Genomic DNA, 25,485 nt, shown 5'->3' on the forward strand with positions numbered 1-25,485 from the left:
GGAGGGGCCGGATGACGCGCGCAGGCCTCTCACCGCTGGCCTGGCTGGCCGACGTCGAGCAGCAACGCCGCGCCGACGGACTGCGCCGCTCGCTGCGGTCCCGCCCGCCCGTCGGCGCCGAACTCGACCTGGCGTCCAACGACTACCTGGGCCTGTCCCAACATCCCGACGTCATCGCCGGCGGCGTCGACGCGCTGCGCACCTGGGGCGCCGGCTCGACCGGATCGCGGCTCGTCACCGGCAACACCGAGCTGCACGAGGGCTTCGAGCACGCGCTCGCCGACTTCGTCGGAGCCGAGTCGGCGCTGGTGTTCTCGTCCGGCTACACCGCCAATCTCGGCGCCGTCGTCGCGCTCTCCGGGCCCGGCACGCTGCTGGTCTCCGACGCGCTCACGCACGCCTCCCTGGTCGACGCCTGCCGGCTCTCGCGGGCCAGGGTGGCCGTGACGCCGCACCGCGACGTCGACGCCGTCGCCGTGGCGCTGGCCGGGCGCACCGAGGCCCGCGCCGTCGTGCTGACCGACTCGGTGTTCTCCGCCGACGGCGTGATGGCGCCGCTGCGCGCGCTGCACGACGTGTGCCGGCGCCACGGCGCACTGCTCGTCGTCGACGAGGCACACGGCCTCGGGGTGCGCGGCAGCGGCGGCCGTGGGCTGCTGCAGGAGGTCGGCCTGGCGGGCGCCCCCGATGTGGTCATGACCACCACCCTGTCCAAGGCGCTCGGCAGTCAGGGCGGCGTGGTGCTGGGACCGGCGGCGGTGCGCGCGCATCTGATCGACGCGGCGCGGCCGTTCATCTTCGACACCGGGCTGGCCCCGGCCGCGGTCGGCGCGGCGTGGGCGGCGCTGCGAGTGCTGACCGCCGAGCCGTGGCGGGCCGGGGCGGTGCTGGTTCGGGCAGCAGGCCTGGCCGACGTGTGCGGTGTCACCGAACGCCCGGAGTCCGCGGTCGTGTCCGTGGTGCTGGGCGAGCCGGAGGTCGCGCTGGCGGCGGCGACCGACTGCCTGGACCACGGGGTGCGGGTCGGGTGTTTCCGGCCGCCGACGGTGCCCGCGGGGACGTCGCGGCTGCGGCTGACCGCACGGGCGTCGCTCACCGACGACGACATGAGCCTCGCCCGCGACGTGCTGACCCGCGCGCTGGCCGCGGCCCGCGGGTGACCGTCTGCCTCGTCTCCGGCACCGACACCGGAGTCGGCAAGACGGTCGCGACCGCCGCCCTGGCCTGCGCGGCGCGGCTGGCCGGCGTCGACGTCGCGGTGTGCAAGCCGGTGCAGACGGGCGCCCGGTCGGACGACGGTCCCGGTGACGACGACCTGGCCGAGGTTCGCCGCCTCTCGGGGGTGACGGCGCTGCACGGGTCGTGGCGTTATCCCGAACCGCTGGCACCGGTGGCCGCGGCCCGCCGGGCCGGCATGCCGCTGCCCACCCTCGACGAGCTGGCGGACTCGGTGCGCGCGGTGGACGCCCCGGGCCGGCTGACGCTGGTGGAGGGCGCGGGCGGCCTGCTCGTGCACGTCGGTGCGGGGGGCGCGACGCTGCGCGACCTCGCGGTGGCGCTGTCCGCGCCGGTGCTGGTGGTGGTCAAGGCCGGCCTCGGCACCCTGAACCACACCGCGTTGACGCTGGAAGCGCTTGCCCGCGATGACGTTTCGTGTGCCGGCCTGGTGATCGGCGCGTGGCCCGCGCAGCCCGGTGTTGCCGAGACGGACAACCGGGAGTCGCTGTCGGTACTCGCCCCGGTGCGAGCGGTCCTGCCTGCGGGTGCGGGAACGATGAGCGCCGCGGAGTTCGAGGCGATGAGCGCCGCGGCGTTCGACCCCGGCTGGATCGCGAGCCTGTAAATGGTGCACAGCGTCGAGTTGATCTTCGACGACGACACCGACGCCGCGATCCGGCGAGTGTGGGACGACCTGATGGCGGCGGGCGTGCGGAGTCAGGCGGGGCACAGGTCACCGAGCAACCGTCCGCACACGACGGTGACAGTGGCCGAACGGATGGACGCCGAGGTCGACACGGCGCTGCGGCCGGTGCTGCAGCGGCTGCCGCTGGAGTGCACGATCGGCGCGCCGATGCTGTTCGGCGGCCGCGCCTTCACCCTGGTGCGGTTGCTCGTTCCCTCGACGGAACTGTTGGCGCTGCACGAGGAGGTCCATCGGCTGTGCCTGCCGCACATGCCGAACGGCGTTCTGCCGCATGCCGATCCGGGCCACTGGACGCCGCACGTGACGCTGGCGCGGCGAGTTCCGGCCGACCAGCTGCCCACCGCGTTCGCGCTTCCGTCGGTGGCGCGCGACGTGCGCGGTCACGCGGTCGGGCTGCGGCACTGGGACGGCGACGAAAAGGTCGAGTACCCGATCAGCTGACCGCCGCCGACGGTGATCACGGTCGCGTCCCGCGCACCCATTCGTGTTCGGCGACCCCGATGCCGTTGACGAGCAATTCGACGCCGAAGCGGAACCGGCCGTTGGCGTCGTCGGCCAACGCGGACTGGCCCTCGGGGAGCTCCGCGCCTGCGGCGTCCCACTGCAGCCGGGACTGCTCGTCGGCGGTGAAGCCGAGCACGTAGTACACCACCGTGCGGGCCGCCAGGCCGGTGTGCGCGGGGTCGACACCGGCATCGGCCGCCGCCTCGCCGAGGTGTCCGACGATCCGGGTCATCGCCTCGGACTGGCCTGCGGCGAAACTCGCCGAGACGAGCTCGGCGCCGTCGGTGTGGGACAACAGCGCGTCGCGCAGTGTCCCGCACAGGCCCGCGACGCGGTCGCGCCAGTCGCCGCGCACCTCGCCGACCGGTTCGAGGATGCGATCGGCCACCGCGCCGAGGAGCTGCTGCTTGTTGGCGAAGTGCCAGTACAGCGCCCCCGGGGTGACGGCGAGCTCACGGGCGAGCCGGCGCATGGTCAGGTCGCTGATGCCGTACTCGTCGAGGATGGTGGTCGCCGCGTCGACCACGTCGCGTTTGTGCAGCTGCACGCGATTACTCTAACCTGAACACCGTTCAAGACGTGAGGAGTACGGGTGAGCGACATTCTGGCAGTGGCACGCGAGCAGGTGCTCGAACGCGGCGAGGGCCTCGAGCAGGACCAGACGCTGCAGGTGCTGCAGCTGGGCGACGATCGCCTGGACGACCTCCTCGCGCTTGCCCATGACGTGCGGATGAAGTGGTGCGGACCCGACGTCGAGGTCGAGGGCATCATCAGCCTCAAGACGGGCGGCTGCCCCGAGGACTGCCACTTCTGTTCGCAGTCCGGGCTGTTCGCCTCGCCGGTGCGCAGCGCCTGGCTGGACATCCCCAGCCTGGTCGAGGCCGCCAAGCAGACCGCCAAGACCGGCGCGACGGAGTTCTGCATCGTGGCGGCGGTGCGCGGCCCGGACGAGCGGCTGCTGGCGCAGGTCGCCGCGGGCATCGAGGCCATCCGCAACGAGGTCGACATCCAGATCGCGTGCTCGCTGGGCATGCTGACCGAAGAGCAGGTCGAGCGGCTGGCGGCGATGGGCGTGCACCGCTACAACCACAACCTGGAGACCGCGCGGTCGTTCTTCACCAACGTCGTCACCACCCACTCGTGGGAGGAACGCTGGGACACGCTGCGGATGGTCCGCGAGGCCGGCATGGAGGTGTGCTGCGGTGGCATCCTCGGCATGGGGGAGTCGCTGGAGCAGCGCGCGGAGTTCGCCGCCAACCTGGCCGAGCTGGACCCGCACGAGGTGCCGCTGAACTTCCTGAACCCGCGTCCCGGCACGCCGTTCGGCGATCTCGATGTGCTGCCCGCGTCGGAGGCACTCAAGGCGGTCGCGGCGTTCCGGCTGGCGCTGCCGCGGACCATGCTGCGCTTCGCCGGCGGCCGCGAGATCACGCTCGGCGACCTGGGGGCCAAGCAGGGCATCCTGGGCGGCATCAACGCCGTGATCGTCGGCAACTACCTGACCACGCTGGGCCGGCCCGCCGAATCCGACCTCGAGCTGCTCGAGGATCTGCAGATGCCGATCAAGGCTCTCAACGCGACCCTGTAGAACCGTAGGTGATGACCCACGAACTGCCTGCGCCGGTGAGCGCGGGTGTCTACAACGTCTACACCGGCGGGCCCGCGGGCAGCGTCGTGCCGACGGCGGCCCAGCTGGGACTCGAGCCGCCCCGATTCTGTGCCGGCTGCGGACGCCGGATGATCGTGCAGGTGCGGCCCGACGGGTGGTGGGCGAAGTGCTCGCGGCACGGCCTGGTCGACTCCCACGATCTGGAATCGCAGCGGTGAGCGCGCCGTTGCCGCTCGACGCCGGCCGCCGGCGCGCGGTGCTGCTGGTGGTCGGCGGGCTCGTCGCCACGGGCGCCCTGGTGGGGGCGTTGTGGGCGCTCCTCGCGCCGCCGGTGCAGGGCGTGGTGGTGCTCAGCCGCCAAGGCGAGCGCGTCAAGGCGTTCCTCGGCGACGAGGCCGACCACTTCTTCACCTCCGGCGCCCTGCTCGTCGGCATGCTGCTGGTGGTCGCGGTCGTGGCCGCGGTCCTGCTCTGGCAGTGGCGGGCACACCGCGGGCCCGTGCTGGTCGCCGCCCTCAGCGTGGGATGTGGTGGCGCCGCCGCGGTGGCCGCGGGTGTCGGCGCCGGGATCGCTCGGCTGCGCTACGGCTCGGTCGACGTCGCCGCCGCCCCGGTCTCGCCCGAGCACCGGGTGCACTACGTCACCGAGGCGCCCGCGGTGTTCTTCGGTCACTCGCCGCTGCAGGTGTTGGTGACGATCCTGTTCCCGGCGGCCGTCGCGGCGCTGGTGTACGCGCTGCTGGCGGTGTCCACCGCGCGTGACGACCTGGGCGGATGGCCGCCGCAGGATGGCTGGCAGCCGACTACTGATCGACCGACTACTGATCGAACTGGGACAGCGGACGACGCTCGACCCGTCGGCCCGCGATCACCTTCGCACTGATCACACCGAGTCGCAGCATGCCGCGGTAGGTCGACGGGTTCAGCATGGTCGGCCACTTGGTCCGCGTCAGGTGCGCGCGCAGCGGCCGGCCGGCGAACCGGTCGCGCAGCCAGCGCAGCGTCATCGGCGCCGACATCGGGTGCAGCAGCATGTGCTCGCTGAACATGTCGCGGTGGTAGGTGACGTTGGCGCCGCCGCTGCAGTACGTCTCGGTCAGCTCGTCGATGTCGTCGACCGACACGATCCGGTCGTGCACGGCCTGCACGATCAGCACCGGCGGGGTGGGCACGGCGGTGCCGAGCTTGATGCGGTCGAACACGCCCTGCACCTGCGGCGTCTGCAGGATCTGCTCGAGCGGCGCGTCGACGAAGTCGCCCATGTCCATGCCGATCCAGCGCAGCACCGCGTGGGCGGTCGTCATCTTCTCGATGCGCAGCAGCATCGCCTTGCCCTCTTCGGTGGCGTGCTCCTGGATCACCTCGTCGAGTTCGGGGTAGATGTGGGTCAGCGCGGCCACCACCATCGCGGGCAGCCCGGAGTAGAAGCTGCCGTTCAGCCGGCGGAAAGCGTGGCCGAGGTCGGCGACCGGTGACCCGAGGACCGCGCCGACGACGTCGAGTTCGGGCGCGTACTCGGCGCACACCTCGGCCGCCCATGCGGTGGCGAGCCCGCCGCCGGAGTATCCCCACAGCCCCACCGGCGCGTTCGCCGAGAGGTTGAGACGCTCGCAGTTCTGGGCGGCCCGCACGCCGTCGAGGATGTGGTAGCCAGGCTCGTAGGGGGCGCCCCAGATGCCGTTGATGCCCTCGTGGTCGGGTACCGAGACCGCCCAGCCCTCCGCGAGCGCCGCGGCGACCAGCAGGAACTCGAACTGCGCGAGCGCGCCGACGGCCCTGGCGCCGCGGCGCAGCGCGTAGGACGGGAAGCAGCGCGCTGCCACCGCGTCGATGGCGCACTGGTAGGACACGATCGGGCAGGGCTTCTCCGAGGTGCGCTCGGTGGGCACCACCACCGTGGTCACCGACGCCGACGGGGCGCCGTGCAGGTCGGTGGTGCGGTACAGCAGCTGGGTCGCGGTGAACTTCTGCGGGACCAGGCCGAGAAACGCCAGCTCGACGTCGCGCGAGCGCAGCACGGTGCCGGGCCGGGCGTGTTCGAAACCCGACGGCGGCTGGTAGAAGGGATCCCTGTTCGGCAGGACCGGCCGGGTCCTGGGCACGACGTCCTCGTGCAGTGGCTGGCCGATCCACTCGGCGCCGGTGTCCCGTGCCACATTGCCCAAGTCCATCCGGCCACTATCCCTTAAGAGGTCGTTAAGAAGCCAGTCGACTCACCCTGGCGGCCGCAATGCGGCGAACTCGTCGGTGACGCGGTAGCGCGACTCGGCGAACCGGAACAGCGCGGGCGGCCGGCCGCCGCTCTTACCCGAGCGCGCGGTGGTGCCCGTCCGGCTGATCACCTGGCGGCGTTCCAGCACCCGCTGCAGATTGGTGGCGTCGACCTGGTAGCCGAGTGCGGCGCCGTAGATGTCGCGCAGTGTGGACAGCGCGAATTCCTTGGGAGACAACGCGAATCCGATGTTGGTGTAGGAGAGTTTGGCCGCCAGCCGGGCATGGGCGTGCTGCACCATCGGTTCGTGGTCGAACGCCATCTCCGGCAGCGCACTGACCGGGTGCCAGCGGGTGTCGGCGGGCAGGGCCGGCGTGGCGGGGGAGGGCACCAGCCCGAGGAAGGTGGAGGCGATCGTGCGCGGCCCCGGCACCCGGGCCGGGTCGGAGAACACTGCCAGCTGCTCGAGGTGAGCGAGTTCACGCAGGTCGACCTTTTCGGCGAGCTGGCGCCGCACCGAGCTGATCAGGTCCTCGTCGTCACCGAGCCGTCCGCCCGGCAATGACCACCTGCCGCGTTCGGGAGCCAGCGCTCGCTGCCATAACAGCACGTGAAGGGCGGGTTTCCGGGTGTCGAGCCCGCGAACCTGGAACACGACGGCGAGAACCTCGTGGGCAGTGCTACGATTGGGCATGTTTTCGATCATAAGTCGAAAACCTCACCGATCGAAGGAGGCGACCGTGACGGTTCTGGACCGGACGTTCGCAGGAGACCACTCCGGAAGCTTGGCAGACGACGTCGCGCCCACGGAGGAGTGGGCGGCCGAGATCCGGCGGCTGGCACGGCAGCGCGGCGCCACCGTGCTGGCGCACAACTACCAGCTGCCCGAGATCCAGGACGTCGCCGACCACGTCGGCGACTCACTCGCGCTGTCGCGGATCGCCGCGGAGGCGCCCGAGGACACGATCGTGTTCTGCGGCGTGCACTTCATGGCCGAGACCGCCAAGATCCTCTCGCCGCAGAAGACGGTGCTCATCCCGGACCAGCGGGCGGGCTGCTCGCTGGCGGATTCCATCACCGCCGACGATCTGCGGGAGTGGAAGGCCGAACACCCCGACGCCGTGGTGGTGTCCTACGTCAACACCACCGCCGCGGTGAAGGCGCTGACCGATATCTGCTGCACCTCGTCCAACGCCGTCGAGGTGGTGGCCTCCATTCCGGAGGACCGCGAGGTGCTGTTCCTGCCGGACCAGTTCCTGGGTGCCCACGTCCGGCGCGTCACGGGCAGGACGAACCTGCACGTGTGGGCGGGCGAGTGCCACGTGCACGCCGGCATCAACGGTGACGAGCTGGCCGAGCAGGCCCGCACCCACCCCGATGCCGAGCTGTTCGTTCATCCCGAATGCGGTTGCGCCACATCGGCTCTCTATCTGGCCGGTGAGGGTTCGTTCCCCGCCGACCGGGTGAAGATCCTGTCCACCGGCGGGATGCTCGACGCCGCTCGCGAGTCCAAGGCACGTCAGGTGCTGGTGGCCACCGAGGTCGGCATGTTGCACCAGTTGCGCCGCGCCGCACCGGAGATCGACTTCCAGGCCGTCAACGACCGGGCGGCGTGCAAGTACATGAAGATGATCACCGCCGGTGCGCTGCTGCGCAGCCTGACCCACGGCACCGATGTCGTCGACGTCGACCCCGAGACCGCCCGGCTGGCCCGGCGCAGCGTTCAGCGGATGATCGAGATCGGTCAGCCCGGCGGCGGGGAATGACGCGGCAGGCCGCGTGCGGCGGCGGCATGTGGCAGGTCCGCGCCGACGTCGTGGTGGTCGGCACCGGGGTGGCGGGACTCGTCGCCGCGCTCACCGCGCAGCGCCGCGGCAGCCGGGTGCTCGTGCTCAGCAAGGCCTCGGAGTCCGAGGGGGTGACGGCCACCTTCTACGCCCAGGGTGGCATCGCGGTGGTGCTGCCGGACGGCCTGGCCGACACCGACGACTCGGTGACCGCGCACGTCGCCGACACGCTGGCCGCAGGTGGCGGGCTGTGTGATGCGGACGTGGTCCGGTCGATCGTCGCCGACGGCTACCGTGCCGTCGCCGACCTGGTCGACGACGGCGCCCGCTTCGACGAAAGTGCAAGCGGGCGTTGGGCGTTGACCCGCGAGGGCGGGCACACCCGGCGGCGCATCATCCACGCGGGCGGCGACGCCACCGGCGCCGAGGTGCAGCGGGCGCTCGACCGGGCGGCGGCCCGCCTCGACATCCGCCGTGACCACGTCGCGCTGCAGGTGCTGCACGACGGCGCCGCGGTGACCGGCCTGCTGGTGCTCAACGCCGACGGCCTCGGGGTGGTGCACGCTCCCACGGTCATCCTGGCGACGGGCGGACTCGGCCAGCTCTACTCCGCCACCACCAATCCGGAGGGGTCCACCGGTGACGGCGTCGCACTGGCGCTGGAGGCGGGCGTCGCGGTGAGCGACGTCGAGTTCATCCAGTTCCACCCGACCATGCTGTACAGCGGGCCCGGCGGCGGCCGCCGCCCGCTGGTCACCGAGGCGATCCGTGGTGAGGGCGCGAACCTGGTCGACGGGCGAGGCGCTCCGGTGACGGCCGGGTTGCACCCGATGGGGGATCTCGCGCCGCGCGACGTGGTCGCCGCGGCCATCGACGACCGGCTGCGCCGAACCGGTGACCCATGCGTGTTCCTGGACGCCCGGCGCATCGACGACTTCGAGCGCAGGTTCCCCACGGTCACCGCGGCGTGCCGCGAGGCCGGCGTCGACCCCGCCCGCGAGCCCATTCCGGTGGTTCCGGGCGCGCACTACAGCTGTGGCGGCGTGGTCACCGACGTCGCGGGCCGCACCTCGCTGCCCGGTCTGTTCGCGGCAGGCGAGGTGGCCCGCACCGGCATGCACGGCGCGAACCGGCTGGCGTCGAACAGCCTGCTCGAAGGCCTGGTGGTGGGCGGCCGCGCGGGCCGTGCGGCCGCCGGGCACGCAGCGGCGTCCGGTGCCCCGCGCGCCGAGGTCACCGACCGGGCCCCGGTTCTCGCGGTCGCTCGCGCCGATCTGCAGGCCGCGATGAGCGCGAACGCCTCGGTGGTCCGTGACGCGGCGGGTCTGCGGCACCTGCTCGACAGGCTCGACGACGCGCCGGTACGGCGGATCCGCGGGCGCGCCGACGCCGAGGATGCGGCACTCACGCTGACCGCGCGGGCGGTGGCGGTGGCCGCCATGCATCGCGCCGAGTCCAGGGGCTGTCACCACCGCGGCGACCACCCGGACACCGACCCGCAGCAGGCCGTCAGCATCGGCATCACCCGCGACGCCGACGGCCGGGTGCACGCACAGGAGGAGATCGCGGCATGCTGCTGACGACGCTGAGCGAGGCGGAACTGCGCGAGGCCCGCGACATTGTCGCCCGGGCGCTCGACGAGGACCTGCGGTACGGCCCGGACGTCACCACCCGGGCCACGGTCGCCGAGCACGCCACCACCACTGCGGCGATGGTCACCCGCGAACACGGCGTGGCCGCCGGACTCGACCTCGCGGTGCTCGTGCTCGACGAAGTGATCGGCCGCGATGGCTACCGGATCACCCAACGGGTGCAGGACGGCGCCCAGCTCGACGCCGGAGACGCGCTGCTCACGGTCGAGGGGCCCACCCGCGGCCTGCTGACCGCCGAGCGCACCATGCTGAACCTGGTCTGCCACCTCTCCGGGATCGCGACCGCCACCGCCGCATGGGTGGACGCGGTGTCCGGCACCGACGCCCGGATCCGCGACACCCGCAAGACGCTGCCGGGCCTGCGGGCGCTGCAGAAGTACGCGGTGCGGGTCGGTGGCGGGGAGAACCACCGGATGGGGCTCGGCGACGCCGCGCTGATCAAGGACAACCACGTCGCGGCGGCCGGCTCGGTGGTGGCAGCGCTGCGACAGGTCCGTGCCGCGGCGCCCGACCTGCCGTGCGAGGTCGAGGTCGACTCGCTGGAACAGCTCGACGACGTGTTGGCGGAAGGCCTGGGCGCCGACGGGCTGGTGCTGCTCGACAACTTCCCGGTCTGGCAGACCCAGATCGCCGTGCAGCGCCGCAACAACGCCGCACCGGCCACCCGGCTGGAGTCCTCGGGCGGGCTGACCCTCGACACGGCGGCCGACTACGCCCGCACCGGGGTGGACTACCTGGCGGTCGGCGCCCTCACCCACTCGGTGCGGGTGCTCGACGTCGGCCTGGACGTCTGAAGTGCGTCAGGCGGTCGCGGGTCCGCCGCGGCGGACCAGTGACAGCACCACCGCGGCGGCGGCGAACAACCCGGACAGCGCCCGGTTGAGGATCGTCTGCTGCCGCGGGGTGTGCAGCCAGCGGATCAGCCGGGCCGCCAGCCCGGTGTAGAGCCCCATGACCACGAGGTCGACTGCGACCATCGTCGCCCCGATCGCCAGGTACTGCGGCAGCAGCGGCGCGGTGGGGATGACGAACTGCGGCAGCACCGCGAGGAAGAACACCAGGCCCTTGGGGTTGGTGGCGTTGACGAGGAAGCCGCGAACCAGCAGCGCGACGCGGCCGCCGTCGACGGTCCTGCCGACCTGGGCGCGCAGATCCACGGCGGCGGCGCGCCACTGGTGCACCGCGAGGTAGAGCAGATAGGCCACGCCGATCCACTTGATGACGTGGAACGCCAGGATCGAATTGGCCACCGCCGCGCCGAGTCCGACGGCGACCAGCGCCAACTGCAGCATCAGCCCGACCTCGAGGCCGGCGATCGACCAGTACCCGCGCCGGACCCCGTGGGTGAGGCCGGTCGCCATGCACTGCACGGCGCCCGCCCCCGGGGAGACGCTGATCAGCACCGCCGCGCCCAGGAACGTCAGCCACACCTGGAGAGCCATGTCAGCAGTCTGTCAGGTGACGTCCGCCACGAACACCGCGAGATTCTTGGCCTGACGCCGGGCGAATCCGGGCAGCGCCGCGACCGTTGACCCGGGCGGCACCACGCGGGGATTGCGGAGGTGCACCCGGTCACGGAACAGCTGGATGTCGGCCTCGCCTGCGGCGATGACGTTGCGCACCCAATCGGTTTCGCCGTGGCCGAGCACGATCGCCACTTCACTGCCGCTGCGATAGGCCGTGACCGGGGTCTGGTAGCTGCGGCCACTCCGCCTGCCGCGGTGCGTGAGCTTCGCGATGCCCGGCAGCCTGCCGGCGAGCGGCCTGATCACCGGGTTCATGTACTTGATCTGGATGCGGTCCAGCCACTCGGGGAACATCCTGGGCAGGTCTGCCACGACGCCTCCATATCGATTTGTGCAGCTCTGGGACAATGGTCGATGTGAATGTATCGCCGACCGGCTCCGAGGTCGCCACCAGCGCGGCAACGGTGATCGCCCGTACCGATCTGCGCGGCCGCACCATGACCGCGGCGCAGCTGCGGGCGGCGCTGCCACGTGGCGGCGTCGACGTGGAATCCGTGGTGCCGAGGGTCCGTCCGATCGTCGACGCGGTGGCCGAGCGCGGCGCCGAGGCCGCCCTGGAGTACGGGGAGACGTTCGACGGCGTCCGCCCCGCGGCCGTGCGGGTCCCGGTCGCCGAACTGGGCGCCGCACTGGAGGCACTGCCCGCCGACGTGCGGGTCGCACTCGAGGTCGCGATCGAACGCACCCGCGCGGTGCACGCCGACCAGCGCCGCACCGACACCACCACCACGTTGGGGCCGGGGGCGACGGTCACCGAGCGCTGGGTCCCGGTCGAGCGGGTCGGGCTGTACGTGCCCGGCGGCAACGCGGTCTACCCGTCCAGCGTGGTGATGAACGTCGTGCCCGCGCAGATCGCCGGGGTGGAGTCCCTCGTCATCGCCTCGCCGCCGCAGGCCGCGTTCGGCGGGCTGCCGCACCCGACGATCCTCGCCGCCGCCGTGCTGCTCGGCGTCGACGAGGTGTGGGCGGTGGGTGGGGCCCAGGCCGTCGCGCTGCTGGCCTACGGCGGCGCCGACACCGACGGCGCCGAACTCGCCGCGGTCGACATGATCACCGGGCCAGGCAACATCTACGTCACCGCCGCGAAGCGCATCTGCCGTTCGCAGGTCGGCATCGACGCCGAGGCCGGACCGACCGAGATCGCGATCCTGGCCGACCACACCGCCGACCCCGTGCACGTCGCCGCCGACCTGATCAGTCAGGCCGAACACGACGAGATGGCCGCCAGCGTGCTGGTCACCGACAGCGTCGCGCTCGCCGACGCGACCGAACGCGAACTGGCCGAACAACTCCGGACCACCGTGCACCGGCAGCGGGTCGCGACGGCACTGGCGGGCAGGCAGTCGGCCGTCGTGCTGGTCGACGACCTCGACGCGGGCGTGCGCACCGTGAACGCCTACGCGGCCGAGCATCTCGAGATCCAGACCGTCGACTCTCGCGAGGTGGCGCTGCGCGTCCGGTCGGCGGGGGCGATCTTCGTCGGACCCTATTCGCCGGTCAGCCTCGGCGACTACTGCGCGGGCTCCAACCATGTGCTGCCCACGGCGGGATGCGCGCGGCACTCCAGCGGCCTGTCGGTGCAGACGTTCCTGCGCGGCATCCACGTGGTCGACTACACCGAGGCCGCGCTCAAGGACGTGTCGGGATACGTCATCACCCTGGCCAACGCCGAGGACCTGCCCGGCCACGGCGAAGCGGTGCGCCGGAGGTTCGAGAGATGACCGTCGGAGAACGCGTCGGCCTGGCCGACCTGCCGCTGCGCGACGACCTGAGGGGCAAGTCGCCCTACGGCGCGCCGCAACTGGCGGTGCCGGTGCGGCTGAACACCAACGAGAACCCGCACCCGCCGAGCAAGGCACTGGTCGACGACGTCACCCGGTCGGTGGCCGCGGCCGCCGCCGACCTGCACCGCTACCCGGACCGCGACGCCGTCGCACTGCGCACCGACCTCGCCGACTACGTGGGGCTGCAGACCGGCTGTCCGGTGGGCGTCGAGAACCTCTGGGCGGCAAACGGTTCCAACGAGATACTGCAGCAGCTCCTGCAGGCGTTCGGCGGCCCCGGCCGCACCGCGATCGGATTCGTGCCGTCCTATTCGATGCACCCGATCATCGCCGACGGCACCCAGACCGCGTGGCTGCAGGCCGCCCGCTCCGACGACTTCGGCCTCGACGTGTCCGTCGCGGTGGCCGCGGTCACCGAGCGCAGGCCCGACATCGTGTTCGTGGCGAGCCCGAACAACCCGTCGGGACAGAGCGTCCCGCTCGACGACCTGCGCAGGCTGCTCGACGCGATGCCGGCCGGGATCCTGATCCTCGACGAGGCCTACGGCGAGTTCTCCGCACAGCCCAGCGCGGTGCAGCTGATCGAGGAGTACCCGACCCGGCTGGTCGTCACCCGGACGATGAGCAAGGCCTTCGCGTTCGCGGGCGGTCGGCTCGGCTACCTGATCGCTGCCCCCGCCGTCATCGAGGCGATGCTGCTGGTGCGGCTGCCCTACCACCTGTCGTCGGTCACCCAGGCCGCCGCCCGGGCGGCCCTTCGGCACGCCGACGACACGCTGGCCAGCGTGGCCACGCTGATCAGCGAGCGTGACCGGGTGTCGGCAGCGTTGTCCGGCATGGGTTTCCGCGTCATCCCCAGTGATGCGAACTTCGTGCTGTTCGGTGAGTTCGCCGACGCACCGGCCAGCTGGCAGCGCTACCTCGACGAAGGCATCCTGGTGCGCGACGTCGGCATCCCGGGGTATCTGCGGGCCACCACGGGTCTCGCCGAAGAGAACGACGCGCTGCTGGCGGCCAGCGCAGAACTCGCCGCCGCCGAGCTGGTCCAGCCCCTAGGAGCATCATGACCGACATCCTCGCCGGCACCCGCCGCGCCCGGGTCGAACGCAAGACCAAGGAGTCCGACATCGTCGTCGAACTCGACCTCGACGGCACCGGCATCGTCGACATCGCCACCGGCGTGCCGTTCTTCGACCACATGCTGACCGCGCTCGGCAGCCACGCCAGCTTCGACCTCAGCGTGCACGCCACGGGCGACGTCGACATCGAGGCGCACCACACGGTGGAGGACACCGCGATCGTGCTCGGCCAGGCCCTCGGTGAGGCACTGGGCGACAAGAAGGGCATCCGCCGGTTCGGCGACGCGTTCATCCCGATGGACGAGACGCTCGCCCATGCCGCGGTGGACGTGTCGGGGCGGCCGTACTTCGTGCACACCGGCGAGCCGGAGTTCATGGTGGAGTTCACGATCGCGGGCTCGAGCGCGCCGTACCACACCGTCATCAACCGGCACGTGTTCGAGTCACTGGCGTTCAACGCGCGCATCGCCCTGCACGTCCGCACGCTCTATGGCCGCGACCCGCACCACATCACCGAGGCGCAGTACAAGGCGGTGGCCAGGGCACTGCGCCAGGCCGTGGAGTACGACGCCAGGGTGACCGGCGTCCCGTCCACGAAAGGCACGCTGTGACAGCAAGAGTCGTCGTGCTCGACTACGGCTCGGGCAATCTGCGCTCTGCTCAGCGCGCGCTGGAACGCACCGGCGCGGAGGTGGAGGTCACCGCCGACGCCGACGCCGCCCTGAACGCGGACGGCCTCGTGGTGCCGGGAGTCGGTGCGTACGAGGCGTGCATGGTGGGGCTGCGCGAGATCGGCGGCGAGAAGATCATCGCCGAACGGGTGACGGCGGGCCGGCCGGTGCTCGGGGTGTGCGTGGGCATGCAGATCCTGTTCGCTCGCGGTGTCGAGTTCGGCGTGGAGAGCGCCGGCTGCGGGCAGTGGCCGGGTTCGGTGGTCCGCCTCGACGCGCCGGTGACCCCACACATGGGCTGGAACACGGTGGACGCGCCTGCGGGCACCACGTTGTTCGCGGGACTGGACCCCGACACCCGGTTCTATTTCGTGCACTCCTACGCCGCGCAGCAGTGGGAGGGCGACCCCGCCGCGAAGTTGACGTGGGCCACCCACCACGTCCCGTTCCTCGCCGCCGTCGAGGACGGGGTGCTTGCGGCGACGCAGTTCCACCCGGAGAAAAGCGGTGACGCCGGTGCGACGCTGCTGGACAACTGGGTCCGCGGGCTGAGCTAAGGTTGCCGACCGTGCCTGCCGACACCCCGCTGATCCTGCTGCCCGCCGTCGACGTGGTCGAGGGCCGCGCCGTGCGCCTGGTACAGGGCAAGGCGGGCAGTGAAACCGAATACGGCTCGGCGCTCGACGCCGCGCTGGGCTGGCAACGCGACGGCGCCGACTGGATCCACCTCGTCGACCTCGACGCCGCCTTCGGCCGCGGCTCCAACCGCGAACTGCTCGCCGACGTGGTCGGCCGCCTGGACGTCGCAGTGGAGCTGTCCGGCGGCATCCGTGACGACGAGTCGCTGCGCGCGGCGCTCGCCACCGGGTGCGCCCGGGTCAACATCGGCACCGCCGCGCTGGAGAACCCGCAGTGGTGCGCGCAGGCGATCGCCGAGCACGGCGACAAGGTGGCCGTCGGCCTTGACGTGCTCATCGACGACGGCCGGCAGCGGCTGCGCGGGCGCGGCTGGGAGACCGACGGCGGTGACCTGTGGGAGGTGCTCGACCGGCTCGACCGGGAGGGCTGCTCCCGTTACGTGGTCACCGACGTGACCAAGGACGGCACACTCACGGGACCGAATCTCGATCTACTCGGCGCCGTCGCCGAGCGCACCGACGCACCCGTGATCGCCTCCGGCGGCGTCTCCAGTCTCGACGACCTGCGCGCGATCGCCACCCTCACCGGCCGCGGCGTCGAGGGCGCGATCGTCGGCAAGGCGCTGTACGCGGGGCGATTCACGTTGCCGCAGGCGCTGGCAGCAGTGGGCGAGTAACACTCGATGGCACTCGGCGCGGCCGACTTGCAGGGTCTGGTCAGGGAGGCTGCGGCCATCCTCGACGAGGCGGCCGTCCCGTTCGTGGCGGGCCACGGCGCGGATTCCGCGGTGCAGAAGAAGGGCAACGACTTCGCCACCGAGGTCGACCTGGCCATCGAACGTCAGGTGGTCGAAAGACTGGAGTCCGCCACCGGTATCGGTGTGCACGGCGAGGAGTACGGCGGCGCGGACATCGAGTCGCCGCTGGTGTGGGTGCTCGACCCGATCGACGGCACCTTCAACTACGCCGCGGGCCTGCCGACATCGGCGATCCTGCTGGGCCTGCTGCGCGACGGGGAGCCCGTCGCCGGGCTGACCTGGCTGCCGTTCACCTCGCAGCGGTACACCGCCGTGGTCGGTGAACCGTTGTACGCCAACGGTGTGGCGCAGAAGCCGCTGGATGCCGCTGCGCTCGGCGAGTGCGTGGTGGGCACCGGCACGTTCAACGTCGACTCCAAGGGCCGCTTCCCGGGCCGCTACCGCATCGCGGTGCTGGAAGGCCTGAGCCGGCAGTGCTCCCGGATGCGCATGCACGGCGCGACCGGAGTCGACCTCGCTTACACCGCCGCCGGAATCCTGGGCGGTTCCATCAGTTTCGGCCACCACGTCTGGGATCACGCGGCGGGGGTGGCGCTGGTGCGCGCCGCCGGCGGTGTCGTGACCGACCTCGAGGGAGCACCGTGGACGCCGCGCTCGCGCTCGGCGCTCGCCGGGCTGCCCCGCGTACACGGCGAGATCCTCGACATCGTGAAGTCCGCGGGCGACCCGCAGGGGTACCGGTGACGGCCGGCGCGGGGCTCGCGGTACGGATCATCCCCTGCCTCGATGTCGACGCCGGCCGCGTGGTCAAGGGGGTGAACTTCGAGAACCTCCGCGACGCAGGGGATCCCGTCGAGTTGGCGGCCGTCTACGACGCCGAGGGCGCCGACGAGCTGACGTTCCTCGACGTGACAGCGTCGTCGTCGGGCCGGACCACGATGCTGGAGGTGGTCCGGCGCACCGCCGAGCAGGTGTTCATCCCGCTGACCGTCGGCGGTGGCGTGCGGTCGGTGGCCGATGTGGACTCGCTGCTGCGCGCGGGCGCGGACAAGGTGTCGGTGAACACCGCCGCGATCGCCCGCCCGGAGCTGCTGGCCGAACTGGCCCGTCAGTTCGGATCGCAGTGCATCGTGCTGTCGGTGGACGCGCGCACCGTGCCGCAGGGCGAGCAGCCGACGCCGTCGGGCTGGGAGGTCACCACCCACGGTGGGCGGCGGGGCACCGGGATCGATGCGGTGGAGTGGGCCGCCCGCGGTGCGGAACTCGGTGTCGGCGAGATCCTGCTGAACTCGATGGACTTCGACGGCACCAAGGCGGGATTCGACCTGCCGATGCTGCGCGCGGTGCGCGGCGCGGTGACGGTACCGGTGATCGCCAGCGGCGGGGCTGGTGCGTTGGGGCACTTCGCGCCTGCGGTCGAGGCGGGTGCCGACGCCGTGCTCGCGGCAAGCGTGTTTCACTTCGGTGAGCTGACCATCGGCCAGGTGAAGGCGGCGATGGCCGCGGAAGGGATCACGGTGCGATGAGCGCTTGCGCGAAGAGCCGAGGGCGGCGATGAGCCTCGATCCGGACATCGCGGCGCGGCTGAAGCGCAACGCCGACGGGCTGTTCACCGCCGTCGCGCAGCAACGCGGCACCGGTGAGGTGCTGATGGTCGCGTGGATGGACGACGCCGCGCTGGCGCACACGCTGGAAACCCGTCGGGGAACGTACTTTTCGAGGTCCCGCCAGCAGCAGTGGGTCAAGGGCGAGACGTCCGGTCACACCCAGTACGTGCACTCGGTGCGGCTGGACTGCGACGGCGACACCGTGCTGCTGGAGGTTGATCAGGTCGGCGCGGCCTGTCACACCGGCACCCACACCTGCTTCGACGCCGATCTGCTGCTGGCGCCCGCCGACCCGGGGCAACTTCCCCGGCCATGAGGGGGATCGCCGCCGGGGTAGCGGCTGGAGCAGTCGCGGGTGCGGCGTTGCGGCGGTGGTGGTCGGCCAGGGAGGCCCTCGCCGCCGTCCGGCCGGAGCTGCGCAGCCCGTTGCTGCCGTTCATCCCCGGCGTGACGGCACGCACCCTCCCGGTCGTTCGGGCCGTTTCACGTCTGCGGACGCCACCGGGACCCGGCGTCTCGGTGACCGAACACGACGCCGGGGACGGTGTGCGGCTGCGGGTGCTCGTCGCCGAACCGGTCGAGCGGGAGCCGTTGCGGCCTGCGGTGCTGTGGATCCACAGCGGCGGGCTGGTGGTGGGTTCACCGCAGTTCGAGTTGGGGCTGGCCGGACCGCTCGTGCGTGAGCTCGGCGCGGTCGTGGTGCTGCCGGACTACCGGTTGGCGCCCGAGCATCCGTTCCCCGCGGCGCTGGACGACTGCATGGCGACGCTGGCCTGGATGCGTACGCACGCAGGTCAATTGGGCATCGATGCCGACCGGATCGCGGTCGCGGGCCCGAGCGCAGGCGGCGGGTTGTCGGCCGCGGTGGCCCAACGCTGTCTCGACGAGGGCATCACGCTGCGGGCGCAGGCGCTCGTCTACCCGATGCTCGACGACCGGGTCACCCTGCGGGACAACGGCGGACGCGGGCGTTTCCTGTGGACCGCGGCGGGCAGCCGGTTCGGCTGGCAGGCCTATCTCGGTCGCGAACCCGCACATTCGACGGCGCCACCGTATTCGGCAGCGGCCCGCAGGACGGATCTGACCGGCCTGGCGCCCGCATGGATCGGTGTCGGAGACCAGGACCTGTTGTACGACGAATCCGTCGACTACGCCGATCGGCTGACGGCGTGCGGTGTGCCGTGCGAACTGGTCGCGGTGCCGGGCATGTATCACGGGGCGGAACTGTTCGGCAGGCGCTCCGAGGTGATGAGGGATTTCCAGGCCGCGATGGTCGGCCACCTGCGCACGTACCTCTGATCAGACGATGCGGCTGGCCTTGGCGCGGGCGGTCCAGCGGCCGTCGTCGTAGGTCACCCGCACCGGGTGGTCGAACGCCGCGGTGACGTTGTCGGTGGTGACGACGTCGCGCGCCGGGCCGGACGCGACGGTGCGGCCGTCAGCGATCAGCAGCGCATGAGTGGTCGTGGTCGGCAGCTCCTCGAGGTGGTGGGTCACCAGGATCGACGCCACATCGGGGTGAGCGTCGCCGAGGGAGTCGATGGTCTCCAGCAGTTGCTCGCGCGCCGCGACGTCCAGACCGGTGGTCGGTTCGTCGAGCAGCAGCAGCCGCGGGTCCGAGATCAGCGCGCGGGCAATGAGAGTGCGCCCGCGTTCACCCTGTGACAGCGTCGGCCAGACGTGGTCCGCCAGCCGGGTGAGCCCCACCGTCGCCAGCAGGGCGTCGGCGCGGCGCTGCTCGCCGGGCGAGGGCGCCCAGTGGTTCGGCGTGTCGATGGTGGCGGTGATGCCGGTGAGGACGACGTCGCGGACGGTCAGCGGATACTGCAGGCGGTGGCGGGGATTGACGTGACCGATCGACTGGCGCAGCCGGGCCAGCTCGGTGCGCCCCATCTGCTCGCCGAGCACGTGCACCGTGCCGGAACTGGGGAACGTCTCCGCCGCGCAGAAGTTGAGCAGGGTGCTCTTTCCTGCGCCGTTGGGACCCAGCAGCGCCCAGTGCTCACCCGGCTGCACGGTCAGCGAGATGCCGTCGATGATCTGCTTGCCGTCGCGGCGGAAGGTGACGTCGGCCAGCTCGAGAACGGGAGTCATGCCTGCGTGCGCCCGTCAGGCGGACTGCCGTTGGCGCAACACCTCCAGCGCCTTGTCGGCGTGGGTGTCCATGTTGATCTCACTCGAGATCACCTCGAGCACCGTGCGGTCGGCGTCGATCACGAAGGTGGTGCGCTTGACGGGCATGAACTTGCCCAGCAGGCCGCGCTTGACGCCGAACTGACTGGCCACGGCGCCGTCGGCGTCCGAAAGCAGCGGGTAGTCGAAGCGCTGAGTGTCGGCGAACTTGGCCTGCTTGGCCACGGCGTCGGTGCTGATACCGACCCGCGATGCGCCGAGTGCGGCGAATTCGGCGCCGAGGTCGCGGAAGTGGCAGGCCTCCTTGGTGCATCCCGGTGTCAACGCGGCGGGGTAGAAGAACAGCACCACCGGACCGTCGGCGAGCAGACTGGTGAGGCTGCGCACGGCGCCGGTCTGGTCGGGCAGTTCGAACTCTGTGACCTGGTCACCACGTTTCATGGCGCTCACGCTACGCGCACTGACTGTCGGTGTGATCGGACCGGTCTGGGAGAATCGGCCCGTGCAGACGACAGTGACGACCTCACGGGCGGACTTCCGCGCGCTGGCCGCCGAACACCGCGTGGTGCCGGTGACGCGCAAGGTCCTGGCCGACAGTGAGACACCGCTGTCGGCGTACCGCAAACTCGCCGCGAACCGGCCGGGCACGTTCCTGCTGGAGTCGGCCGAGAACGGTCGCTCGTGGTCGCGCTGGTCGTTCATCGGCGCGGGTGCGCCGTCGGCGTTGACGGTTCGCGACGGCGAGGCGGTCTGGCTCGGTGTGACGCCGCAGGACGCACCGCGCGGCGGTGATCCGCTTCAGGCGTTGCGAGACACGTTGACGCTGTTGGAGACTGCTGCGTTGCCGGGTCTGCCGCCGTTGTCGTCCGGGCTGGTCGGCTTCTTCGCCTACGACATGGTGCGCCGGCTGGAGCGGCTGCCCGAACTGGCCGTCGACGATCTCGGCCTGCCCGACATGCTGTTGCTGCTGGCGACAGACGTCGCCGCGGTGGATCACCACGAGGGCACGATCACGCTGATCGCCAACGCGGTCAACTGGAACGGCACCGACGAGCGGGTGGACTGGGCCTACGACGATGCGGTGGCGCGGCTCGACGTGATGACCGAGGCGCTGGGTCAGCCACTGCACTCGACGGTGGCGACGTTCACCCGGCCCGCCCCGAGCCATCGGGCGCAGCGGACGGTCGAGGAGTACACGGCCATCGTGGACAAGCTGGTCGGCGACATCGAGGCCGGCGAGGCGTTCCAGGTGGTGCCGTCGCAGCGGTTCGAGATGGACACCGCTGCCGATCCCCTCGACGTGTACCGGATGCTGCGGGTGAGCAACCCCAGCCCGTACATGTACCTGCTCAACGTCCCCGACGACACGGGGGGCCTGGACTTCTCGATCGTCGGGTCCAGCCCGGAGGCACTGGTCACGGTGAAGGACCGCAAGGTCACCACCCACCCGATCGCAGGCACCCGGTGGCGCGGCGACACCGAGGAGGACGACCTGCTGCTGGAGAAGGAACTGCTCGCCGACGAGAAGGAGCGCGCCGAGCACCTGATGCTGGTCGACCTGGGCCGCAACGACCTGGGCCGGGTCTGCGAACCGGGCACCGTGCGGGTCGAGGACTACAGCCACATCGAGCGGTACAGCCATGTCATGCACCTGGTCTCGACGGTCAAGGGCCGCCTGGCCGACGGCCGGACCGCCTTGGACGCGGTGACGGCATGCTTCCCGGCGGGCACGCTGTCGGGGGCTCCGAAGGTGCGCGCGATGGAGTTGATCGAGGAGGTCGAAAAGACCCGGCGCGGGCTGTACGGCGGCGTGCTCGGCTACCTCGACTTCGCGGGCAACGCCGACTTCGCGATCGCCATCCGCACGGCGCTGATCCGCGGTGGCACCGCGTATGTGCAGGCCGGCGGGGGAGTCGTGGCCGATTCCAACGGCCCCTACGAGTACACGGAGGCGGCGAACAAGGCCCGCGCGGTGCTCAACGCGATCGCCGCCGCGGAGACGTTGACCGCACCCGAGGCCGAATCGCCCGCGCCGTGATCCGGGTCGCGCAGTTGCTCCTGGTGCTCGCCGCGGCGGCGCTCTGGCTGGCATCGCGGATGACGTGGGTGCAGGTGAGCTCCTTCGACGGGCTGACCCACCCCCGGACGACGGCGCTGACCGGGGCGACCTGGTCGACCGCGCTGATCCCGTTGGCGCTGCTGGTGCTGGCCGCGGCGGTCGCCGCGCTGGCGGTGCGGGGCTGGCCGCTGCGGCTGCTGGCCCTGCTGGTGGCGCTGGCCAGCGCGGGCATGGCCTACCTCGCCATCAGCCTGTGGATGGTGCGCGACGTGGGGCCGCGCGGCGCCGATCTGGCCGAGGTGCCGGTGGCCGACCTCACCGGAGCGCAGAGGTACCACACCGGGGCGGTGATCACCGTGGTGGCGGCGGTGTGCGCGCTGGTCGGCGCGGTGTTGCTGATGCGTTCGGCCGCCAGGGCACGCGCGACGCCGGGGAAGTACGCGGCACCGGCCGCGCGACGCGAAGCGGCCGCCCGCCAGGAGGACGGTGAGGGCGCGTCGGGGCCCGGCGGGATGTCGGAACGGATGATCTGGGACGCACTCGACGAGGGGCGCGACCCGACCGGTCCCGACAACCAGGGTCGGTGACAGCGGATCGTGGGGTGCCGACTACCCTTCGGAGAAGATCGTCCGTCGCTGGGGGCGGCGTACCGGAAGGGAACCGAGGGGCTATGAGTTCGGCCACCGTGCTCGACTCCATCATCGAAGGAGTCCGCGCCGACGTCGCCGCTCGGGAAGCCCTCGTCAGCCTCGACGAGATCAAGGAACGGGCCGGCCGTGCGCCGGCACCGCTGGACGTGATGGCGGCGTTGCGGGAACCCGGTATCGGCGTGATCGCCGAGGTCAAGCGGGCCAGCCCGTCGCGTGGGGCGCTCGCCTCGATCGCCGACCCCGCCGAACTCGCCCGCGCGTACCAATCGGGCGGCGCGCGGGTGATCAGCGTGCTGACCGAGGAGCGCCGCTTCCACGGCTCGCTCGACGATCTCGACGCCGTGCGGTCCGCGGTGTCGATCCCGGTCCTGCGCAAGGACTTCATCGTCCGGCCGTACCAGATCCACGAGGCCAGGGCGCACGGTGCCGACATGCTGCTGCTGATCGTGGCGGCGCTGGAGCAACCGGCGCTCGAGTCGCTGCTGGAGCGCACCGAGTCACTCGGGATGACCGCGCTGGTCGAGGTGCACACCGAGGAGGAGGCCAGCCGCGCGTTGCAGGCCGGAGCCAAGGTGATCGGTGTCAACGCCCGCGACCTCAAGACCCTGGCGGTCGACCGGGACTGCTTCGCGCGCATCGCGCCCGGGCTGCCCTCGAATGTCATCCGGGTGGCCGAGTCGGGGGTGCGCGGCACCGGTGACCTGCTGGCCTACGCGGGCGCGGGCGCCGACGCGGTGCTCGTCGGCGAAGGCCTGGTGACCAGCGGTGACCCGCGCAGCGCCGTCGCCGATCTGGTCACCGCAGGCACGCATCCGTCCTGCCCGAAACCCGCACGCTAGCCCGTGGCGGACCTCGCCGGCCCGGAGTTGCCGCGTTCCAGCGCGGCCGTGGCAGAACCCAGCGGCCACGAACCCGACGCCCGTGGCCATTTCGGCGCCTACGGAGGACGTTTCGTCCCTGAGGCGTTGATGGCGGTGATCGAGGAGGTCACCGCCGCCTACGAGAAGGCCCGCGGCGATCAGACGTTTCTCGACGAACTCGACCGGCTGCAGCGGCACTACAGCGGGCGGCCGTCACCGCTGTACGAGGCCGAGGCCCTTGGCAGGCATGCCGGTGGTGCGCGCATCTTCCTGAAGCGGGAAGACCTCAACCACACCGGTTCTCACAAGATCAACAACGTGCTGGGGCAGGCGCTGCTGGCCCGGCAGATGGGCAAGAACCGGGTCATCGCCGAGACGGGCGCCGGCCAGCACGGGGTGGCGACCGCGACCGCGTGCGCGCTGCTCGATCTGGACTGCGTGATCTACATGGGCGCGGTCGACACCGCCCGGCAGGCGCTGAACGTGGCCCGGATGAGGTTGCTCGGCGCCGAGGTGGTGTCCGTCGAGGCGGGCTCGAAGACGTTGAAGGACGCCATCAACGAGGCGTTCCGCGACTGGGTCACCAACGCCGACGACACTTACTACTGCTTCGGCACGGCCGCTGGACCGCATCCGTTCCCGACCATGGTTCGTGACTTCCAGCGGGTCATCGGGCTCGAGGCGCGGGTGCAGATCCAGGATCAGGCCGGACGGCTGCCCGACGCGGTGACCGCCTGCGTCGGTGGCGGCTCCAATGCGATCGGCATCTTCCACGCCTTCATCGACGATCCCGGCGTCCGGCTCATCGGATACGAAGCCGCCGGCGATGGCGTCGAAACCGGTAGGCACGCAGCGACTTTCACCGGCGGATCGCCGGGTGCGTTCCAGGGTTCATTCTCCTACCTGCTGCAGGACGAGGACGGGCAGACCATCGAGTCGCATTCCATCTCGGCGGGCCTGGACTATCCGGGGGTGGGTCCCGAGCACGCCTTCCTGAAAGACATCGGCCGCGCCGAGTACCGGCCGATCACCGACACCGAGGCGATGGACGCGTTCTCGCTGCTGTGCCGGACCGAGGGCATCATCCCGGCGATCGAGTCGGCCCACGCGATCGCCGGTGCGTTGAAGCTGGGCGTCGAACTCGGTGCCGGAGCGGTGATCCTGGTCAATCTGTCCGGCCGTGGCGACAAGGATGTCGAGACGGCGGCCAAGTGGTTCGGACTGCTCGACAAGGCGGCGCCATGAGCCGGCTGGCAGCGCTGTTCGACCAGTGCCGCAACGAGAGCCGAGCGGCACTGATCGGTTATCTGCCCACGGGCTACCCCGACGTGCCGGGGTCGATCGAGGCGATGACGGCGCTTGTCGAGGCGGGCTGTGACCTCATCGAGGTCGGGGTGCCCTACTCGGATCCCGGGATGGACGGGCCGACCATTGCCGCCGCGACCGAGGTCGCGCTGCAGGGCGGGGTGCGTGTGCGGGACACGCTGGCGGCGGTCGAGGCGATCAGCAGTGCAGGTGGCCGCGCCGTGGTGATGACGTACTGGAACCCGGTGCTGCGATTGGGCATCGACGCTTTCGCCCGCGATCTCGCGTCGGCAGGCGGCCTCGGGCTGATCACGCCCGACCTCATCCCGGACGAAGCCGACGAGTGGCTCTCTGCGTCGGAGACCCACGACCTCGACCGCATCTTCCTGGTCGCACCGTCGTCGACGCAGGAGCGGTTGGCGAAGACGGTGGAGGCGTCGCGCGGATTCGTGTACGCGGCATCGACCATGGGTGTGACGGGTGCGCGTGACGCGGTGTCCAACCTCGCACCCGAGCTGGTCGCGCGGGTCAAGTCGGTGACCGACATTCCGGTCGGAGTCGGCCTCGGCGTGCGGTCCCGGGAGCAAGCCGCCGAGATCGGCGCATACGCGGACGGGGTCATCGTCGGGTCGGCCCTGGTGTCGGCGCTGACCGACGGCATCCCCGCGATGCGGGCACTGACCGAGGAGCTCGCGGACGGGGTAAGGCAGAGGATCACCGCGTGACA

The 25,485-nt window shown here is 71.4% G+C and carries 30 protein-coding genes; 23 read left to right on the forward strand and 7 right to left on the reverse strand.

What is annotated here, in order from left to right:
* The first annotated feature begins 11 nt into the window (after positions 1-11).
* From ACPCHZ_RS23685 to ACPCHZ_RS23695, 3 genes are read left to right on the forward strand one after another with little or no spacing between them, the layout of a single operon-like run.
* Positions 12-1,160, forward strand: coding sequence for an 8-amino-7-oxononanoate synthase (locus ACPCHZ_RS23685; protein ID WP_423486982.1), 1,149 nt, complete (start codon positions 12-14; stop codon positions 1,158-1,160).
* A complete protein-coding gene (gene bioD / locus ACPCHZ_RS23690) occupies positions 1,157-1,843 on the forward strand; it encodes a dethiobiotin synthase (RefSeq protein WP_423486983.1) in 687 nt (228 codons plus the stop codon). Before ACPCHZ_RS23685 ends, bioD begins: the two co-directional genes overlap by 4 nt.
* Positions 1,844-2,365, forward strand: a complete 522-nt coding sequence (locus ACPCHZ_RS23695) for a 2'-5' RNA ligase family protein (RefSeq protein ID WP_364979998.1) — start codon at positions 1,844-1,846, stop codon at positions 2,363-2,365.
* Between the two features lie 16 nt (positions 2,366-2,381).
* Here ACPCHZ_RS23695 and ACPCHZ_RS23700 read toward each other — a convergent pair whose 3' ends face one another.
* On the reverse strand, positions 2,382-2,975 hold the full coding sequence (locus ACPCHZ_RS23700) for a TetR family transcriptional regulator (protein ID WP_423486984.1): 594 nt from the start codon (positions 2,973-2,975) through the stop codon (positions 2,382-2,384).
* Between the two features lie 45 nt (positions 2,976-3,020).
* Here ACPCHZ_RS23700 and bioB point away from each other — a divergent pair, with 45 nt between their 5' ends.
* Genes bioB through ACPCHZ_RS23715 form a run of 3 tightly spaced genes read left to right on the forward strand, consistent with a single transcriptional unit; the run spans position 3,021 to position 4,920 of the window.
* A complete protein-coding gene (bioB, locus tag ACPCHZ_RS23705) occupies positions 3,021-4,016 on the forward strand; it encodes a biotin synthase BioB (protein WP_423486985.1) in 996 nt (331 codons plus the stop codon).
* An 11-nt stretch (positions 4,017-4,027) separates the two neighbouring features.
* Positions 4,028-4,255 carry a hypothetical protein gene (locus ACPCHZ_RS23710; RefSeq protein WP_364980007.1) on the forward strand — a complete coding sequence of 76 codons (228 nt, stop codon included), beginning with the start codon at positions 4,028-4,030 and terminating at the stop codon, positions 4,253-4,255.
* Positions 4,252-4,920 (forward strand): DUF2567 domain-containing protein, encoded by a 669-nt coding sequence (locus ACPCHZ_RS23715; protein ID WP_423486986.1) that lies wholly within the window; start codon positions 4,252-4,254, stop codon positions 4,918-4,920. Before ACPCHZ_RS23710 ends, ACPCHZ_RS23715 begins: the two co-directional genes overlap by 4 nt.
* Here ACPCHZ_RS23715 and ACPCHZ_RS23720 read toward each other — a convergent pair.
* Together ACPCHZ_RS23720 and ACPCHZ_RS23725 are read right to left on the reverse strand one after the other, a co-directional pair.
* Positions 4,856-6,208 (reverse strand): lipase family protein, encoded by a 1,353-nt coding sequence (locus tag ACPCHZ_RS23720; protein ID WP_423486987.1) that lies wholly within the window; start codon positions 6,206-6,208, stop codon positions 4,856-4,858. The genes ACPCHZ_RS23715 and ACPCHZ_RS23720 overlap by 65 nt on opposite strands.
* 42 nt (positions 6,209-6,250) lie before the next feature.
* Positions 6,251-6,943, reverse strand: a complete 693-nt coding sequence (locus ACPCHZ_RS23725) for an NUDIX hydrolase (protein ID WP_423486988.1) — start codon at positions 6,941-6,943, stop codon at positions 6,251-6,253.
* A 46-nt stretch (positions 6,944-6,989) separates the two neighbouring features.
* On the opposite strand from ACPCHZ_RS23725, the gene nadA reads away from it, so the two are divergent.
* From nadA to nadC, 3 genes are read left to right on the forward strand one after another with little or no spacing between them, the layout of a single operon-like run.
* Positions 6,990-8,015, forward strand: a complete 1,026-nt coding sequence (nadA, locus tag ACPCHZ_RS23730; RefSeq protein WP_423486989.1) for a quinolinate synthase NadA — start codon at positions 6,990-6,992, stop codon at positions 8,013-8,015.
* Positions 8,012-9,616, forward strand: coding sequence for an L-aspartate oxidase (locus ACPCHZ_RS23735; RefSeq protein WP_423486990.1), 1,605 nt, complete (start codon positions 8,012-8,014; stop codon positions 9,614-9,616). Before nadA ends, ACPCHZ_RS23735 begins: the two co-directional genes overlap by 4 nt.
* Positions 9,607-10,482 carry a carboxylating nicotinate-nucleotide diphosphorylase gene (gene nadC / locus ACPCHZ_RS23740; protein ID WP_423486991.1) on the forward strand — a complete coding sequence of 292 codons (876 nt, stop codon included), beginning with the start codon at positions 9,607-9,609 and terminating at the stop codon, positions 10,480-10,482. The genes ACPCHZ_RS23735 and nadC overlap by 10 nt, the downstream gene beginning before the upstream one ends.
* A gap of 6 nt (positions 10,483-10,488) precedes the next feature.
* On the opposite strand, the gene ACPCHZ_RS23745 is transcribed toward nadC, so the two are convergent.
* Both ACPCHZ_RS23745 and ACPCHZ_RS23750 read right to left on the reverse strand, forming a co-directional pair.
* The gene (locus tag ACPCHZ_RS23745) at positions 10,489-11,130 is read right to left on the reverse strand and encodes a LysE family transporter (RefSeq protein WP_423486992.1); all 642 of its coding nucleotides are present in this window, start codon (positions 11,128-11,130) and stop codon (positions 10,489-10,491) included.
* Between the two features lie 12 nt (positions 11,131-11,142).
* Positions 11,143-11,526 carry a nitroreductase family deazaflavin-dependent oxidoreductase gene (locus ACPCHZ_RS23750; RefSeq protein ID WP_423486993.1) on the reverse strand — a complete coding sequence of 128 codons (384 nt, stop codon included), beginning with the start codon at positions 11,524-11,526 and terminating at the stop codon, positions 11,143-11,145.
* A 92-nt stretch (positions 11,527-11,618) separates the two neighbouring features.
* On the opposite strand from ACPCHZ_RS23750, the gene hisD reads away from it, so the two are divergent.
* Genes hisD through ACPCHZ_RS23795 form a run of 9 tightly spaced genes read left to right on the forward strand, consistent with a single transcriptional unit; the run spans position 11,619 to position 19,050 of the window.
* Positions 11,619-12,935 (forward strand): histidinol dehydrogenase, encoded by a 1,317-nt coding sequence (gene hisD / locus ACPCHZ_RS23755; protein WP_423487109.1) that lies wholly within the window; start codon positions 11,619-11,621, stop codon positions 12,933-12,935.
* Entirely contained in the window at positions 12,932-14,065 is a 1,134-nt protein-coding gene (locus ACPCHZ_RS23760; protein ID WP_423486994.1) for a histidinol-phosphate transaminase, read from the forward strand. The genes hisD and ACPCHZ_RS23760 overlap by 4 nt, the downstream gene beginning before the upstream one ends.
* Positions 14,062-14,688, forward strand: a complete 627-nt coding sequence (hisB, locus tag ACPCHZ_RS23765; RefSeq protein ID WP_423486995.1) for an imidazoleglycerol-phosphate dehydratase HisB — start codon at positions 14,062-14,064, stop codon at positions 14,686-14,688. The genes ACPCHZ_RS23760 and hisB overlap by 4 nt, the downstream gene beginning before the upstream one ends.
* Positions 14,685-15,305 carry an imidazole glycerol phosphate synthase subunit HisH gene (gene hisH, locus ACPCHZ_RS23770; RefSeq protein WP_423486996.1) on the forward strand — a complete coding sequence of 207 codons (621 nt, stop codon included), beginning with the start codon at positions 14,685-14,687 and terminating at the stop codon, positions 15,303-15,305. The genes hisB and hisH overlap by 4 nt, the downstream gene beginning before the upstream one ends.
* 11 nt (positions 15,306-15,316) lie before the next feature.
* Positions 15,317-16,063, forward strand: coding sequence for a bifunctional 1-(5-phosphoribosyl)-5-((5-phosphoribosylamino)methylideneamino)imidazole-4-carboxamide isomerase/phosphoribosylanthranilate isomerase PriA (priA, locus tag ACPCHZ_RS23775; RefSeq protein ID WP_364980040.1), 747 nt, complete (start codon positions 15,317-15,319; stop codon positions 16,061-16,063).
* A gap of 6 nt (positions 16,064-16,069) precedes the next feature.
* Complete coding sequence (locus ACPCHZ_RS23780) at positions 16,070-16,888, forward strand: inositol monophosphatase family protein (protein ID WP_364980043.1); 819 nt, start codon at positions 16,070-16,072, stop codon at positions 16,886-16,888.
* Positions 16,885-17,670 (forward strand): imidazole glycerol phosphate synthase subunit HisF, encoded by a 786-nt coding sequence (gene hisF, locus ACPCHZ_RS23785; protein ID WP_364980046.1) that lies wholly within the window; start codon positions 16,885-16,887, stop codon positions 17,668-17,670. Before ACPCHZ_RS23780 ends, hisF begins: the two co-directional genes overlap by 4 nt.
* Before the next feature lie 28 nt (positions 17,671-17,698).
* Positions 17,699-18,067, forward strand: a complete 369-nt coding sequence (hisI, locus tag ACPCHZ_RS23790; RefSeq protein ID WP_423486997.1) for a phosphoribosyl-AMP cyclohydrolase — start codon at positions 17,699-17,701, stop codon at positions 18,065-18,067.
* A complete protein-coding gene (locus tag ACPCHZ_RS23795; protein ID WP_423486998.1) occupies positions 18,064-19,050 on the forward strand; it encodes an alpha/beta hydrolase in 987 nt (328 codons plus the stop codon). Before hisI ends, ACPCHZ_RS23795 begins: the two co-directional genes overlap by 4 nt.
* Here the strand turns inward: ACPCHZ_RS23795 and ACPCHZ_RS23800 are convergent, their stop codons facing one another.
* Together ACPCHZ_RS23800 and ACPCHZ_RS23805 are read right to left on the reverse strand one after the other, a co-directional pair.
* Entirely contained in the window at positions 19,051-19,845 is a 795-nt protein-coding gene (locus ACPCHZ_RS23800; protein WP_423486999.1) for an ABC transporter ATP-binding protein, read from the reverse strand. It abuts the gene before it with no gap.
* A gap of 15 nt (positions 19,846-19,860) precedes the next feature.
* Positions 19,861-20,325, reverse strand: coding sequence for a peroxiredoxin (locus tag ACPCHZ_RS23805; RefSeq protein ID WP_423487000.1), 465 nt, complete (start codon positions 20,323-20,325; stop codon positions 19,861-19,863).
* A gap of 61 nt (positions 20,326-20,386) precedes the next feature.
* On the opposite strand from ACPCHZ_RS23805, the gene ACPCHZ_RS23810 reads away from it, so the two are divergent.
* The 5 genes from ACPCHZ_RS23810 to trpA all read left to right on the forward strand — a co-directional run bounded on the left by ACPCHZ_RS23810 (position 20,387) and on the right by trpA (position 25,483).
* Positions 20,387-21,922: an anthranilate synthase component I gene (locus ACPCHZ_RS23810; RefSeq protein WP_423487001.1), complete on the forward strand. Its 1,536-nt coding sequence runs from the start codon at positions 20,387-20,389 to the stop codon at positions 21,920-21,922.
* Entirely contained in the window at positions 21,919-22,530 is a 612-nt protein-coding gene (locus tag ACPCHZ_RS23815; protein ID WP_423487002.1) for a TIGR02234 family membrane protein, read from the forward strand. Before ACPCHZ_RS23810 ends, ACPCHZ_RS23815 begins: the two co-directional genes overlap by 4 nt.
* Before the next feature lie 83 nt (positions 22,531-22,613).
* Complete coding sequence (gene trpC / locus ACPCHZ_RS23820; protein ID WP_423487003.1) at positions 22,614-23,432, forward strand: indole-3-glycerol phosphate synthase TrpC; 819 nt, start codon at positions 22,614-22,616, stop codon at positions 23,430-23,432.
* A gap of 3 nt (positions 23,433-23,435) precedes the next feature.
* Entirely contained in the window at positions 23,436-24,698 is a 1,263-nt protein-coding gene (gene trpB, locus ACPCHZ_RS23825; RefSeq protein WP_364980069.1) for a tryptophan synthase subunit beta, read from the forward strand.
* A complete protein-coding gene (trpA, locus tag ACPCHZ_RS23830) occupies positions 24,695-25,483 on the forward strand; it encodes a tryptophan synthase subunit alpha (protein WP_423487004.1) in 789 nt (262 codons plus the stop codon). The genes trpB and trpA overlap by 4 nt, the downstream gene beginning before the upstream one ends.
* Positions 25,484-25,485: the final 2 nt, after the last annotated feature.

Source organism: Mycobacterium sp. NPDC050041, from assembly GCF_049541695.1.
Lineage (GTDB): Bacteria > Actinomycetota > Actinomycetes > Mycobacteriales > Mycobacteriaceae > Mycobacterium.

Excerpts from the sequence above, each read along its gene's own strand:
- ACPCHZ_RS23685 (WP_423486982.1), top strand. The coding sequence starts at position 12 with ATGACGCGCGCAGGCCTCTCACCGCTGGCCTGGCTGGCCGACGTCGAG.
- ACPCHZ_RS23695 (WP_364979998.1), top strand. The coding sequence starts at position 1,844 with ATGGTGCACAGCGTCGAGTTGATCTTCGACGACGACACCGACGCCGCG.
- ACPCHZ_RS23710 (WP_364980007.1), top strand. The coding sequence starts at position 4,028 with ATGACCCACGAACTGCCTGCGCCGGTGAGCGCGGGTGTCTACAACGTC.
- ACPCHZ_RS23720 (WP_423486987.1), bottom strand. The coding sequence starts at position 6,208 with ATGGACTTGGGCAATGTGGCACGGGACACCGGCGCCGAGTGGATCGGC.
- ACPCHZ_RS23725 (WP_423486988.1), bottom strand. The coding sequence starts at position 6,943 with ATGCCCAATCGTAGCACTGCCCACGAGGTTCTCGCCGTCGTGTTCCAG.
- ACPCHZ_RS23735 (WP_423486990.1), top strand. The coding sequence starts at position 8,012 with ATGACGCGGCAGGCCGCGTGCGGCGGCGGCATGTGGCAGGTCCGCGCC.
- nadC (WP_423486991.1), top strand. The coding sequence starts at position 9,607 with ATGCTGCTGACGACGCTGAGCGAGGCGGAACTGCGCGAGGCCCGCGAC.
- ACPCHZ_RS23745 (WP_423486992.1), bottom strand. The coding sequence starts at position 11,130 with ATGGCTCTCCAGGTGTGGCTGACGTTCCTGGGCGCGGCGGTGCTGATC.
- ACPCHZ_RS23760 (WP_423486994.1), top strand. The coding sequence starts at position 12,932 with ATGACCGTCGGAGAACGCGTCGGCCTGGCCGACCTGCCGCTGCGCGAC.
- hisB (WP_423486995.1), top strand. The coding sequence starts at position 14,062 with ATGACCGACATCCTCGCCGGCACCCGCCGCGCCCGGGTCGAACGCAAG.
- ACPCHZ_RS23780 (WP_364980043.1), top strand. The coding sequence starts at position 16,070 with ATGGCACTCGGCGCGGCCGACTTGCAGGGTCTGGTCAGGGAGGCTGCG.
- hisI (WP_423486997.1), top strand. The coding sequence starts at position 17,699 with ATGAGCCTCGATCCGGACATCGCGGCGCGGCTGAAGCGCAACGCCGAC.
- ACPCHZ_RS23795 (WP_423486998.1), top strand. The coding sequence starts at position 18,064 with ATGAGGGGGATCGCCGCCGGGGTAGCGGCTGGAGCAGTCGCGGGTGCG.
- ACPCHZ_RS23800 (WP_423486999.1), bottom strand. The coding sequence starts at position 19,845 with ATGACTCCCGTTCTCGAGCTGGCCGACGTCACCTTCCGCCGCGACGGC.
- ACPCHZ_RS23805 (WP_423487000.1), bottom strand. The coding sequence starts at position 20,325 with ATGAAACGTGGTGACCAGGTCACAGAGTTCGAACTGCCCGACCAGACC.
- trpC (WP_423487003.1), top strand. The coding sequence starts at position 22,614 with ATGAGTTCGGCCACCGTGCTCGACTCCATCATCGAAGGAGTCCGCGCC.
- trpA (WP_423487004.1), top strand. The coding sequence starts at position 24,695 with ATGAGCCGGCTGGCAGCGCTGTTCGACCAGTGCCGCAACGAGAGCCGA.